11 protein-coding genes are annotated in these 12,713 nt (G+C 64.8%); 1 reads left to right on the forward strand and 10 read right to left on the reverse strand.

What is annotated here, in order from left to right:
• Nucleotides 1–63: 63 nt before the first annotated feature.
• From ACSKB8_RS07110 to ugpB, 10 genes are all read right to left on the reverse strand, one after another.
• Nucleotides 64–786 (reverse strand): GntR family transcriptional regulator, encoded by a 723-nt coding sequence (locus ACSKB8_RS07110; RefSeq protein ID WP_438103421.1) that lies wholly within the window; start codon nt 784–786, stop codon nt 64–66.
• Nucleotides 783–1,178: an oxalurate catabolism protein HpxZ gene (gene hpxZ / locus ACSKB8_RS07115; protein WP_438103422.1), complete on the reverse strand. Its 396-nt coding sequence runs from the start codon at nt 1,176–1,178 to the stop codon at nt 783–785. Before hpxZ ends, ACSKB8_RS07110 begins: the two co-directional genes overlap by 4 nt.
• A gap of 12 nt (nt 1,179–1,190) precedes the next feature.
• Entirely contained in the window at nt 1,191–2,585 is a 1,395-nt protein-coding gene (locus ACSKB8_RS07120) for an AtzE family amidohydrolase (protein WP_438103423.1), read from the reverse strand.
• Nucleotides 2,586–2,592: 7 nt separating this feature from the next.
• Nucleotides 2,593–2,772, reverse strand: a complete 180-nt coding sequence (locus ACSKB8_RS07125) for a DUF4089 domain-containing protein (protein ID WP_438103424.1) — start codon at nt 2,770–2,772, stop codon at nt 2,593–2,595.
• 26 nt (nt 2,773–2,798) lie between these two features.
• Nucleotides 2,799–4,652: a dipeptide ABC transporter ATP-binding protein gene (locus ACSKB8_RS07130; protein ID WP_438103425.1), complete on the reverse strand. Its 1,854-nt coding sequence runs from the start codon at nt 4,650–4,652 to the stop codon at nt 2,799–2,801.
• 103 nt (nt 4,653–4,755) lie between these two features.
• Nucleotides 4,756–5,655: an ABC transporter permease gene (locus tag ACSKB8_RS07135; RefSeq protein WP_438103426.1), complete on the reverse strand. Its 900-nt coding sequence runs from the start codon at nt 5,653–5,655 to the stop codon at nt 4,756–4,758.
• A 4-nt stretch (nt 5,656–5,659) separates the two neighbouring features.
• Nucleotides 5,660–6,673 (reverse strand): ABC transporter permease, encoded by a 1,014-nt coding sequence (locus tag ACSKB8_RS07140; protein ID WP_438103427.1) that lies wholly within the window; start codon nt 6,671–6,673, stop codon nt 5,660–5,662.
• Between the two features lie 236 nt (nt 6,674–6,909).
• Nucleotides 6,910–8,532 carry an ABC transporter substrate-binding protein gene (locus ACSKB8_RS07145; RefSeq protein WP_438103428.1) on the reverse strand — a complete coding sequence of 541 codons (1,623 nt, stop codon included), beginning with the start codon at nt 8,530–8,532 and terminating at the stop codon, nt 6,910–6,912.
• A gap of 369 nt (nt 8,533–8,901) precedes the next feature.
• Nucleotides 8,902–9,861 carry an aminoglycoside phosphotransferase family protein gene (locus ACSKB8_RS07150; protein WP_438103429.1) on the reverse strand — a complete coding sequence of 320 codons (960 nt, stop codon included), beginning with the start codon at nt 9,859–9,861 and terminating at the stop codon, nt 8,902–8,904.
• A 228-nt stretch (nt 9,862–10,089) separates the two neighbouring features.
• Nucleotides 10,090–11,472, reverse strand: a complete 1,383-nt coding sequence (ugpB, locus tag ACSKB8_RS07155; protein WP_438103430.1) for a sn-glycerol-3-phosphate ABC transporter substrate-binding protein UgpB — start codon at nt 11,470–11,472, stop codon at nt 10,090–10,092.
• A gap of 143 nt (nt 11,473–11,615) precedes the next feature.
• Between ugpB and ACSKB8_RS07160 the strand changes: the two genes are divergently transcribed.
• Nucleotides 11,616–12,611 carry a TRAP transporter substrate-binding protein gene (locus tag ACSKB8_RS07160; RefSeq protein ID WP_438103431.1) on the forward strand — a complete coding sequence of 332 codons (996 nt, stop codon included), beginning with the start codon at nt 11,616–11,618 and terminating at the stop codon, nt 12,609–12,611.
• Nucleotides 12,612–12,713: the final 102 nt, after the last annotated feature.

Below are 12,713 nucleotides of genomic sequence, written 5' to 3' on the forward strand. Positions count from 1 at the left end.
AGGAAAGACGGTGGGCACGGCGCTTTGCGCCTTTGCCCACCCTACGGCACCGCGCGCGCCGCCCTACACCGACACCGCGTAGATCTCATACTCGCCGCGCACCAATTCGATGTGCGCGCGCATGGCTGCCGCTGCCCCCTGCTTGTCGCCGCGCATGATGGCGACGACGACGCGGTCATGCTCGGCTTGCGATTTGGCGAGGCGACCGAGATTGCGGAACTGGGCGCGGCGGAACGGCTGCACACGCACGCGCGTGGCGAGCGTGATCTCGGCGATGTAGCCGTTCTGCGATCCCGCATAGATCGCGTTGTGGAAGCGCTCGTTGACCTCGTGGAAACGCTCGGGATTGCCGGCATAGCTCAGCACCCGCAGCTCTTCGTGGATCGCTTCCAATCCATGTCGCTCGGCGGCGGACATGCGCTCGGCGGCAAGGCCGGCGCACAGCGCCTCGAGCTCGGCCATCGCCTCGAACATGCTCTTGAGACGCTCGATCGAGGGCTGCGCCACCACCGCGCCACGATGGGCGCGCGCTTCGACGAGGCCGCTCGCCACCAGCTGGCGCAACGCCTCGCGCACCGGCGTGCGCGAGACGCTGAACCGCCGCGCAATGTCGGTTTCGTCCAGCGGTGCACCGGGAGCCAGTGTTCCGCGCACGATCTCATCGGCGAGCTGAAGTCGCAGTTCCTCGGCGCGCGTGACCTTGTGCACCGACGGCGAAGGACGGTCGACGCGCGGCACCACCGGCTCGGCCGGCAGCGTGCCCTGCGGAAAGTCGTCAAGCGTCATACGGTCTCTTTCGGCTCGTCGATGATGCTGACATGAGCGGCGACGACGCGCCAGCCCTCGGGGAAACGAATCCACGTCTGCATCTGCCGGCCGACCTTGCCGGGAGCCGTGTCGCGATAGAACAAGGTGGAGGCCACGGCCGTGTCGCGGCCATAGCTCGTAATTACGGTCTTCGCAGTCCGCCGGTTCAGACCGACCGGCGAGCGGCCGGCGCGGAAGCCCGAGATCGCCTCATAGCCATAGAGGTTCTCGCCGATGCCGTAGCGCAGCGTGCGGGGATCGTTGCGGAAGAGCTCGCCGAGCACGACGACGTCGTTGCTGACGAGGGCCTGCTCATAGCGCTCGAATGCGGCTTTGACTTCCGCGATCACGTCGGGGAGATCGATCTCCATCTCAAATTCCTCTTAAAGTCCCCTTGGCGACAGCGCCGATGCCACGCCCATCTTCTCCAATGCGTGCGCGACGCGGAGCGCGATGTCCTCGCGCCAGGGCGCGGCGATGATCTGCACGCCGATCGGCAACGGCTCGAGCGGCACCGGCACGGCGACGACCGGCAGGCCGATGAAGGAGATCGGCTGGGTGTGGATGCCGATATTGGCGCGCACCGGCAGCTCGACGCCGTCGAGCGTGAAATTCACCTGGCCAAGCTTCGGCGCGGTGCACGGCGTTGCCGGCGCAAGCAGCACGTCGACAGACTTGAAGATCTCGGCGAGCTGAGTGCGATACCAGCGACGGAATTTTTGCGCGCGGTCGACCAGCGGCGCCGGCACCATGGCGCCGGCGATCAAGCGGTCGCGCACGGCCGGATCGAAGTCATTCGGGCGCTTGCGCAGGCGGTCGAGATGCAGCGAAGCGCCCTCGGTGGTGGTGATGACATAGGCCGCCGCACGGGCGCGCGAGGCTTCGGGGACATCGACGACCTCAGTCGCGCCGAGCGCCTTGGCAATGCGGCTGACGGCTTCGACAGCTTCGGGAAACACGTTCTTCTGAAAGTGCCCGCCTGCGATCGCGATGCGCAGGCCTGAGATGGACTCGCCGAGCAGCGGCGCCACCTGTTCGACGCCACGCGTGGTGCAGGCGCCATCGTCGGCATCCGGTCCCTGCATGACGTCGTAGGCGAGTGCGAGGTCGGCGACCGAGCGTGCGAGAGGGCCGAGGTGATCGAGGCTCGCGACAAACGGGAACGAGCGCGCGCGCGACAGCCGGCCATAGGTCGGCTTCAGGCCAAAGATGCCGCAGAACGAGGACGGCACGCGGATCGAGCCGTTGGTGTCGGAGCCGAGCGCGATCGGCACCAGCGCGCCGCCGACGGCGCTACCGGAACCGCCCGACGAGCCGCCGGTCATCCGCGTAGTGTCATGTGGGTTGCGCGATGGACCGTCATGGATGTTCTCGCCGGTGAAGTCATAGGCGTATTCGCCCATGTTGAGCGCGCCGACCAGCACGGCGCCGGCCGCTTCCATCCGCTCGATCAGCGTCGCGTCGCGTTTGGCGGGCGTAAGGTCGCGGTTGATCTTCGAGCCGGCGCGCGTGACGACGCCCGCGACATCGAACAGGTTCTTCACCGCGAAGGGCACGCCGGCGAGCGGGCCGACTTTCTTGCCCGCGGCGATATCGGCATCGATCGCGCGCGCCTTGGCACGGGCGCGGTCGGCGGTGACGTCGGTGAACGAATTGAGGATGGTGTCGTGCTGCTTGATGCGCGCGAGAGCTGCATCCGTCGCAGCGAGCGCCGACATGCTGCCGCCTGCAACCGCGGTCGCGATCTCGGAGGCCGTCATCTCTGGCTTGGTGGTCATGGCGATGTCAGGCCGTGAAAATCGGCGCCGGCTCGGTCTCGTCCGGCAGCGCGAATTCGTCGACGAGGCGGCCAAGCCGCAGCGAGACTTCGAGGTTGGCGCGCACCGCGGGCCTCCAGGCCCCCTCGACCGGCAGTGCCAGCGCTTTCGATACGGCGTCGATATAGTCGTCCAGCGGTTCGGCCATCGCTCTCTCGAACAATCAGTGCACTCTTAGTGTATCTGCAACGGCGGATGCGGGATCGCCGTCAGCAGCTCTTTGGTGTAGTCGTCCTGCGGATCGCTCAAGACCTGCTCGGAAGAGCCCTCTTCGACGATCCGACCCGTCCGCATCACAATGACACGATCGCACAACAAGCGCACCACATTCAAATCATGCGAGACGAACAGATAGCTCATACCTAGCCGCGCCTTGAGGTCCTGAAGCAGGTTCAGCACGACGGCCTGCACCGAGACGTCCAGCGCTGCCGTCGGCTCGTCGAGGATGACGAGCTTGGGATGCAGCGCGATGGCACGGGCGATGCCGATTCGGGCTTTCTGGCCGCCGGACAGTTGGTGCGGGAAGCGGTCGAGCAGGTTGTGCGGCAGGCCGGCCATGGTCGCCAGCTCCTCGCAGCGGGCGCGGAGCGCGTCGCGGCCCCTGATGTCGCCGAGCTGCAGAATGGGATCGACGATGGCGCGCGCGGCGGTGAAGCGCGGGTTGAGGCTGTCGGTCGGGTCTTGGAACACCATCTGGATCCGGCTGCGCTGCGGCAGCCGGGCGAAGCTGGCAGGCGCGATGCTGCCGATGTCCTCGCCGTCGAACTGGATCAGGCCAGAGGTCTGGTCCAGCAGGCGCATCACCATCATCGACGTCGTCGATTTGCCGCAGCCGGACTCGCCGACGAGGCCGACGCTCTCGCCAACGCCAATCGAGAAGCTGATGCCGTCGACGGCGCGGAACACGTCCGGCTCCACCGGCGGCTTGCGACCGAACAGTTTTCCGAGCACGGCGGTCGCGCCCTGGCGGGGATACTCTTTCACGAGCTTTTCGATGCGGAGGAGAGGCATCTTCTCCCCGCTTGCACTGGTGTGCTCCCTCTCCCCGTTCTTCACGGGGTCGCGACGAGCTTCGCTCGCGCTGAGAGCGTTGGGGTGAGGGGCTGCTTCCACGACCGCGGTGCTGGGAGAGTCCCCCTCACCCGCCGCACTTCGTGCGTCGGCCTCTCCCCGCACGCGGGGAGAGGCGAAGGACACGCCCTCTTCTTCCGGCAAGAGATCGCGCAAGGACACACCGAGCCGCGGCGTCGCGCGCATCAGCTTCTTGGTGTAGGGGTGCTGGGGGCTTGCGAAGATGTCGGCAGCTTTCGCGGTCTCGACCACGCGACCCTTCTCCATCACCACGACGCGATCGCAATAGGCTGCGGCGAGGCCGAGATCGTGCGTGATCAGGATGGTCGACATCGCGCGGCGTTTTGTAAGCTCGACGATCAGATCCATCACCGCCTTCTGCGTGGTGACGTCCAATCCGGTCGTCGGCTCGTCCGCGATCAGCAGCTGCGGGTTGCAGGCCAGTGCCAGCGCGATGACGACGCGCTGGCACATGCCGCCTGACAGCTCGAACGGATAGGCGTGGTAGCGCTCGCGCGGGCGGGCGATCTTGACCTGCTCCAGCGCCTCGATCGCCTTCTCGCCGTGATCGGCGACCTGAGCCTGCTGCACATGGGTGCGCAAGACGTCCTCGATCTGGTCGCCGACCTTGCGGATCGGATTGAGCGCGGCGCGCGGGTTCTGGAAGATCATCGAGACTTCGCGCCCGCGCAGATCGCGCATCTGGTCCTCGGTCGCGGCCTTGACGTCGATGCCGGAGAACATCACCGAGCCCTCGGCGATCCGCCCCGCGCGGTCGAGGATGCGCATCACCGCATAGGAGGTCACCGATTTGCCGGAGCCGGACTCGCCGACGATCGCCAGCGTCTCACCCTTTGCGACGGCGATATTGACGTGCTGCACCGCCTTCACGATGCCGCGGCGGGTGGTGAATTCGACGGTGAGGTCCTGGACGTCGAGCAGGGGCTGGGCGGTCATGAGGGCCTCCCAAACAAAAATGGCAAAAACAACCCCATGCACAGTAGAACGGGATTGAAATCATTGGAGAATTTCTGCGGCAAACTTGGACCTACGCTAGCCATCACGTCCTCCGCTGGGGATCGACGATGTCGCGCAGGCCGTCGCCGAGAAGGTTGAAGCAGAACACGGCGATCATCAGCGCGAGGCCGGGGAATAGCGCGATCCACCATTCGCCTGAGACCATGAAGCCCGCGCCTTCGGCGACCATGATGCCCCATTCGGCGGTCGGCGGGCGTACGCCGAGACCGATGAAGGACAGACCGGCAGCATTGAGGATGGCGTAGCCCATGGTCAGCGACATCTGCACGATCATGATCGGCATGATGTTGGGCAGGATGTGCACCAAGAGGATGCGGAATTCGCCGTTGCCGGACAGGCGCGCGGCCTGCACGAAGCCGGCGTTGCGGCGGACATTGGCCTCGGCGCGCGCGACGCGGGCATAGAGCGGGAAGTTCACGATGGCGGTGGCGAGGATGATGTTCTGCACGGTGTTGCCGAGCGCGGCGACGATGCCCATCGCCAGCACGAACAGCGGGAAGGCCATGATGGTATCGGCGATGCGGCCGACGATGCGGTCGGTCCAGCCGCCGAAATAGCCGGCCGCGATGCCGGCGAGGCCGCCCATCAGGAACACCAGCGCGACGGAGGCAATCGCGATGAAGGTGTCGAGCCGGCTCGCGACGATGACGCGGCTGAAAATGTCGCGGCCCAACTGATCGGTGCCGAACCAGTGCGCCGCGGACGGCGGCTGCAACGTCGCCGCGGTGTCGGAGGCCAGTGGATCGTAGGGCACCACATAGGGACCGAAGACCGCGGCGGCCAGGATCAGGATCAGCAGCGCAAAGGCAAAGCCCGTGACCTTGTTTTCGCTGAGGACATAGCGCGTCTGTTCGAGGATTGCCGATAGCCCCGAGGTGCGCGCGGGATCGACGGGCTCAATTGTGGGCGCGACCGTGCTCATCGGGTTAGCCCTCCAGCCTGACGCGCGGATCGATCACGCCGTAGAGAATGTCGATGATCAGGTTGAGCAGCACGTACATGACAGCCATGGTCAGCACGAAGCCCTGCACCGGCGCGAAGTCGGACGAGATCAGCGCTTCCACCGCATAGGAACCGATGCCGGGCCAGGCGAACACTTTCTCCACCAGCACGTTGGCGCCCAGAAGGAACGAGAACACCATGCTGAGCGTGGTGATGACGGGCAGCATGGCATTGCGGAAGGCGTAGGTGACGATGACGGTCGACGGCGACAGGCCGCTGGCGCGCGCGGTGCGGACGAACTCGGAGGCGAGCACCGCCAGCATCGAGGCGCGCGTCATGCGCGCGATCGGCGCCAGCGAGAAGATCGCAAGCGTGGTCGCCGGCAGGATCAGCTGGCTCAGCGCCGAGCGGAACGCCTCGACGTCCCGCGCGAGCAGGGTGTCGATCAGATAGAAACCTGTCACCGTCGGCGGCGCGCTGTAGAACACGTCGAGCCGGCCGAGCGGTGCCGGCGACCAGCCGAGCCGGAAATAGAAGACATAGACCAGCACGAGGCCGGTGAAGAACACCGGCAGCGACACGCCGGCCGTGGTCGTGACGCGGCAGAGATGATCGATCCATGATCCCGGCCGCGTCGCCGCCAGCACGCCGAGCGGGATGGCGATCACGACCGAGACCAAGAGGCCGAGCAGCGTCAGCTCGGCGGAGGCCGGCAGGCGATTGCGGATTTCGGTCGCGACCGGCTGGCCCGTGGTCAGCGAGTTGCCGAAATCGCCATGGGCGAGGTCGTTGGTATAGCGGAAGAACTGCTCGATCAGCGGCCGGTCGAGGCCGAGTTTTTTCCGGATCTGCTCGACGGCTTCCTTGGTCGCGGCGGGACCGGCGAAGTACGCCGCGGGATCACCTGGCAGCGCGCGCGTCAACAGGAAGGTCACGATGACGACGCCTATCAGCGAGGGAATCGCGAACATCAGGCGCTTGCCGATCATGGTGAGCATGGCGCGCTCCTTTTGAGTGAACAAAGGGACGCTCTCGCCGCGCACACCGCTGCGCCCCCTCTCCCCTTGTGGGAGAGGGTTGGGGTGAGGGGTCGCCACAAGCGAGGTCGGAGTTCGCGGCTACCCCTCACCCTGCCCCTCTCCCACAAGGGGAGAGGGAATGAGAGAGTAGTGCCCATCTCACTTGAGCAGGCGGTATCGAAAGACGTGGACATGTCGCTCGCGCCAATCATGACTCACCCCTTCGCCATCGCGCGATAATCGAGGCGGCGGTGGAACCAATATTGGTAGCCGCTGATGTTCTTCTGCATCGCGACGTTGACGAAGGGCTGGTACAGCGGGATGCGCGGGATGTCGGCGTAGGCGAGATCGACGAAGCTTTTGACGTCGGCATCGTACGCCGCCTTGTCGCCGGTCGCGGCGGCGGTGCGCGCGCCGTCGATCAGCTTGTCCATCTCCGCCGACTTGTAGCTCATGGTGTTGAAGACGGAATTGTTGCCGTGATAGCACCAGTAGAAGAAGTATTCGGGGTAATCGAGCCAGCCCGAGAACACGTTGGTGAAGAGCGGCATCTCCTTCTTGTTGAGCTCGGTGCGCCAGTTGGCGCCGGGTACCTTGTTGATGGTGGTCTTGATGCCGAGCTGCGCGAGGCTCTCCTGCACCAGCACGCAGAGCGGCTCGTTGACGCCGGCAAAATTGAGGTCGAACGAGATCGTGGTCTCGAAGCCGTTGGCATAGCCGGCCTCAGTGAGCAGCGCCTTCGCCTTCTCCATGTCGGTGTTGTATTTGTGCGGCTGCGGCCAGGCGACTTCGGTCGGCTTGTCTTTGGCAGCGCCGAACATGGGATTGCCGAGGCCGAACAGCACGGCGTCCATGATCTTCTGGTACGGCATCGCGTAGGCGATGGCCTGCCGCACCTTCGGATTGTCGAACGGCGGCTTGGTCACGTTCATGCCGATATACTGGATGCCGTTGGAGAACGGCAGCGACACCACGTTGAGCTTGCCGTTCGCCTTCATCTCCTGGAAATCCCTGAACGGCAGCTCATAGGAGATGTCGGCATCGCCGCGTTCCAAGAGCGCGCGGCGGTTGCCGGCCTGCGGCACCATGCGCCAGATCACCCGCTTGATCTTGGGCAGGGGACCGCCGACCCAATCCTCGTTGCGCTCCATCACCACTTCGGTGCCGGCGGTCCACTTCGTCACCTTGTAGGCGCCGGAGCCCGCGGTCTGCTGCTTGGTGAATTCGAGGCCCCATGGATCCTTCTCGCTGGCGTTCTTCTTCACCAGCTCGGAATTGACGATGCAGGGCACGATCACCGCGAGATCAGGGATCGTCAGTCTGTCCTTCTTCAGGAAATCGACGCGCACGGTGTGGTCGTCGAGCACGACGAACTGCTCGGGCTTGGTCAGCGAGCCCGCACTCATCTGGAAGGTCGGAAAGCCGCCGACGCTGACGGCGCGGTCGAGCGACCATTTCACGTCCTTCGCCGTGACCGGCGCACCGTCGTGGAATTTGGCGTTCTTCTTCAGCTTGAAGGTGACCGACATGTCGTCGATCCTAAAGTCCTCGGCGAGCTCGCCCTTGAACTTGTCGCGGTCGTAATAGGGCACGCCACCGGGACCGCTCTTCATCTCGTGGCTGATCAGGCGGTCGTAGCAATTCCAGGACACCTCATAGCCGGGCACGTTGGTGCCGACGCCGTGGATGTCGAGATTGTTCGGGCCGCCCTCCGAGACGATCAGCAGCGTCTCCGAACGCGCATCTGCCTTGGCCGAGGAGACGACCTGCGGCAAGACCGGAAGCGCCGCGCCGGCGGCCAATCCGGAAACGGACTTGAGGAAATCGCGGCGCTTCATGAAATCGCTCCAACACAAAGTTTTTGGTTGGAACCGGATTCGCAAGGTTCGTGCCAAGGGTGAATGGAAGCTTACACTTCGCGCAAGTCATTGATATATAACGGTAGTAGCGCGATTCAGGCCGCCGCCGGCTTTTGATCAAGCCTTTGAATTGCATACAAAGACACGATTTTGATTACAAAATATGCAGATTTTGTCGGACGCCCGATTTGTCGCCACCTCCCCTTGGAGTCTCGCGTCGGGGCTTTGGTCGAGAGGATCGGGGCTCGCGCATCAAACTCGTCATTGCGAGCGTAGCGAAGCAATCCAAAGTCTTTCCGCGGAGGCAGTCTGGATTGCTTCGCTGCGCTCGCAATGACGGCTGGGCTGTCAGCTCGCCCAGATCAAGTCCTGCAGCTCGACCAGATCCGCCGCCCTGTCCTGCCAGCCCTCGATGCAGATGTGGCTGTTGAGGTCGCTGGCGCGGTGCAGCAGCATCAGGGCCATCAGGCGGCGCTTCAACTCGAAATCCGGCTTCGCATAGCCGAAGCCTTCGAGCAGGCTGCGCACCCTGCCCGGCCGGCCCGCCGCCATGAAGGCGCTGGGGCCGAGCAGATCGTAGTCGCGCCATCCCGCCAGCACGTCGCCGAAATCGAACAGCCCGGCGAGCGCCCACTGGCCGTCATCGCAGGCGAGCAGAAAATTCTCGGGAATGTATTCGCCGATCAGGATCACCGGCGGCGCGTTCATCGGAATGAGCTTTGCGGCGTCGCGCAGGAGATCATCGAGGCCGGCCAGGAATTTCGGCGCGAGGCCGAGACGCTCGTGCCTGGCACGGCACCCCTGCATCTGCTGGCGCATGAAGTCGTCCCAGCGCGGCTCGATGTGCGCGAGCTCTCCGAGCGGCGCGCGCTGCACGGCGGCGATGGTCTCGCCGATCTGGCGCAGCACGCGCTCCTTCTGGTCTTCCGGCAGGCGCGGCCACACCTCCGCGCCGAGCGCGCCGCCAAGGCGCGTGATGATCAGATAGGGCCAGCCGTCGCGCCCCCCTTCGGCGACGATCTCGGGAATCGGTAGATCGAGATGGCCTTTCAGTTGCGCCAGCGAGCCACGCTCGGATACGAATTGCGTACTCAGCAGCGGCGGGAAGATTTTCAGGATCAGCTTGTCGCCGAGCCCCACGACGAGATTGGTGCCGGTCGCGAACACGTGCGGCGCGCTGACATCGAGACCATGGCCGCGCGCGATATCGAGCGCGATTCCCAGCCATTGCGCCGGGTCGGAGCGCCAGGCGCGAAAGCTTTTAGCGTCGGCGAAGTGAGGCAGTTGTTGCGACGGCGTGATGGTCATCTGCATTCGCGTATCGAAAGCAGGGTCAACTTTGGTTGGCTCTGTGCAAGCCAAAGAGGCGGTGCACCTCTCCCGCTTGCGGGAGAGGTCAGCACGTAGTGCCGGGTGAGGGCTTTCTCCTCTAGGTGATTGTCCCGATGCGGAGGCACCCTCTCCCCAACCCTCCCCCGCACGCGGGGGAGGGAAGGCACCTCACGCGCGGTCGCAGCGATGTCTAATCGCGACATTCTACCGCTCGGGACTGGCGCGCTCGAACTGGCGCAGCAGCTTGTTGCCGCGCTCGACGGCGGAATCCAGCGCTGCTTGCGCGCTTTTGTGGCCGGCGAAGGCCTGCTCCAGCTCGTCCTCGATCGCGCCGCGGATCAGCACGAAGGAGCCGAGCCGGACGCCCTTGGAGTTCTCCGTCGGCGGATGCAGTGTGATCTCCTCGAAGGAGATCGCCGAACCAGGATTGCGCTCGTAGAATCCCTGCGACCGCGTCAGCTCAAAGGCGGCGCGGGTAACAGGCAGATAGCCGGTGTTCTGGTGCCAGGCGGCCTGCACGCCCGGCTGCGACAGATAGGCGAAGAACCGCGCCACGCCCTTGTACTCCTCGCGCGGCCGGTCGCGCAGCACCCACAACGTGGCGCCGCCGATGATCGAATTCTGCGGCGCGCCCTTCACGTCGGGCCAGTACGGCATCAAGCCGTAGCCGATCTCGAATTTCGAATTCGCCTTGATGTCGGCCCGCGTCGCCGAGGAGCCGATGAAGATGCCGCATTCGCCTTTCTGGAAACGCGGCTCGGCCGCTTGTCCGCGGCCGCTATAGTCGAACAGTTTTGTCTTTTGCCACTCGCTGAGCTGAGCGATGTGTTTGACGAGAACCGGATTGTTGATGGTCAATTCCGCGTCCAGCCCGGCAAAGCCGTTCGCCCGCGTCGCCAGCGGTAGATTGTGGAAGGCGGAGAAATTTTCGACATGAATCCAGGACGGCCAGGAGGTGGTGAAGCCGCAGACCGCACCGCGTTCGCGCAGGCGCTTGGCCGCTAGTCCCAATTCCGGCCAGGTCTTCGGCGGCGTCTCCGGATCGAGGCCGGCATCGCGGAACATGGTCTTGTTGTAGTACAGGATCGGCGTCGAGGAATTGAACGGGAACGACAACAGGTTGCCGGCCGCATCGGTGTAGTAGCCGGAGACGGCGGGTAGGTAATCGCCGAGCGAGAACGGCTCGCCCTGGTCCCGCATCAGGCTGAACACGGGATAGATCGCACCCTTGGCCGCGGTCATCGTGGCGGTGGCGACCTCGTTGACCTGGACGATGGCAGGCTGGCTGCGCGAGCGGAAGGCGAAGATCGCTGCCGTCACCGTCTCGGTGTAATTGCCCTTGTAAGCAGGCACGATGCGGTAGTCGGACTGCGAGGCGTTGAAGTCGGCGGCGAGCTTGTCGAGCTGCCGGCCGAGCTCGCCGGACATGGCGTGCCATAGCGCAATGTCGGTGGCGGCACGCACTGGCGCGGCCATGGTGACAGCCGCAAGGACGGCGACGACCTGCAAAAAGCGCAATGCTGAAATCACGATGGCTCTTCCCGTGTCGCACGACAAAAGTCGGCTGCCCTGCTTAAGGCGCGGCATTGGCAGTTTCAACCGGGAATGAGCGGCGGCCGCGCCGCACAATCGGCCCAACGCCCGGAGCGGGATGGCCTTCCCTTTACCATTTGCTAGATTGCGTTGAACCTTTTCCTTCCGCCATAAACTCCACCACTGAGGGGTTGAGTGTGCCAGTGTTGAGCCGTGCCGAACTCTCGCGGACCGGGGTGATCTTCGTCGCGCTTCTGCTTGCCGTCTGTACGACGGACGCGGTCGCACGCGAATTTCGCGCCGCCGACACCCAGACCGAGGATTACCCGACCGTCCAGGCGCTGCGCTACATGGGCGCCTTGATCGCCGAGCGCACCGGCGGCCGGCACGAGATCAAGGTGTTCCACTCCCGCCAGCTCGGTGAGGAGAAGGAGACGATCGAGCAGACCCGGGCCGGCGCCATCGACCTCAACCGGACCAACGTCGCCCTGATCGGCAATTTCGTCCCGGCGATGAACGTGCTGGCGATGCCGTTCCTGTTCCGGTCCATCGAGCACATGCAGAAGGTGCTGGACGGGCCGATCGGCAGCGAGATCTTGAACAGCTTCGAGCCCTATGGCTTCGTCGGGCTCGCCTTCTACGATTCCGGCGCGCGGTCGATCTACAACAGCGTCCGGCCCGTGAGGAGCGTCGCGGATCTCAGGGGATTGCGGATCCGGGTACAGCAGTCGGAGTTGATGAGCCAGATGATGCGTGCGCTCGGCGCCGAACCGGTCGAGCTGCCTTACGGGCAGGTGCTCACCGGGCTTGCCAACCACCTGATCGACGGCGCCGAAAACAACTGGCCATCCTTCGTGACGACAGACCATTACAAACTTGCCGGCCACTACGCACTCACCGAGCACACGATGAGCCCGGAAGTGCTGGTGATCTCGCTGAAGGCCTGGAAAAGCCTCTCGGCGGAGGAGCAGACGATCTTCAAGGAGGCCGCGCAGCGCTCCAGCCGGTTCATGCGCGAGAAATGGCGCGACCTCGAGGAGCAGTCGCAGCGCAAGGCCCAGGACGCCGGCGTCACCATCATCAACGACATCGACCGCAAGCCATTCGAGGAGGCGATGGCTCCAATCTATGCCAAGGCCGGGCGCGATCCGGCCGCGGCCGCGCTGATCGAACGCATTCGCAAGGTGGAGTAGAGCCTCTTGGCCGGGCTTGGACACAGCGAGACCACAGACAGGCCGCCCGGCCCGATCGGGCGCCTGCGCGCGCGTCTGGTCGGCGCGCTGCGGGCGGTGCCG

The organism is Bradyrhizobium sp. BR 1432 (genome assembly GCF_051547705.1).
GTDB classification, from domain to species: Bacteria; Pseudomonadota; Alphaproteobacteria; order Rhizobiales; family Xanthobacteraceae; genus Bradyrhizobium; species Bradyrhizobium zhanjiangense.

What these genes read in the sequence shown, in the direction of transcription:
- ACSKB8_RS07120 (WP_438103423.1), bottom strand. Translation starts at nt 2,585, where the DNA reads ATGACCACCAAGCCAGAGATGACGGCCTCCGAGATCGCGACCGCGGTT.
- ACSKB8_RS07135 (WP_438103426.1), bottom strand. Translation starts at nt 5,655, where the DNA reads ATGAGCACGGTCGCGCCCACAATTGAGCCCGTCGATCCCGCGCGCACC.
- ACSKB8_RS07125 (WP_438103424.1), bottom strand. Translation starts at nt 2,772, where the DNA reads ATGGCCGAACCGCTGGACGACTATATCGACGCCGTATCGAAAGCGCTG.
- hpxZ (WP_438103422.1), bottom strand. Translation starts at nt 1,178, where the DNA reads ATGGAGATCGATCTCCCCGACGTGATCGCGGAAGTCAAAGCCGCATTC.
- ACSKB8_RS07140 (WP_438103427.1), bottom strand. Translation starts at nt 6,673, where the DNA reads ATGCTCACCATGATCGGCAAGCGCCTGATGTTCGCGATTCCCTCGCTG.
- ACSKB8_RS07110 (WP_438103421.1), bottom strand. Translation starts at nt 786, where the DNA reads ATGACGCTTGACGACTTTCCGCAGGGCACGCTGCCGGCCGAGCCGGTG.
- ugpB (WP_438103430.1), bottom strand. Translation starts at nt 11,472, where the DNA reads ATGCCGCGCCTTAAGCAGGGCAGCCGACTTTTGTCGTGCGACACGGGA.
- ACSKB8_RS07145 (WP_438103428.1), bottom strand. Translation starts at nt 8,532, where the DNA reads ATGAAGCGCCGCGATTTCCTCAAGTCCGTTTCCGGATTGGCCGCCGGC.
- ACSKB8_RS07150 (WP_438103429.1), bottom strand. Translation starts at nt 9,861, where the DNA reads ATGACCATCACGCCGTCGCAACAACTGCCTCACTTCGCCGACGCTAAA.
- ACSKB8_RS07130 (WP_438103425.1), bottom strand. Translation starts at nt 4,652, where the DNA reads ATGACCGCCCAGCCCCTGCTCGACGTCCAGGACCTCACCGTCGAATTC.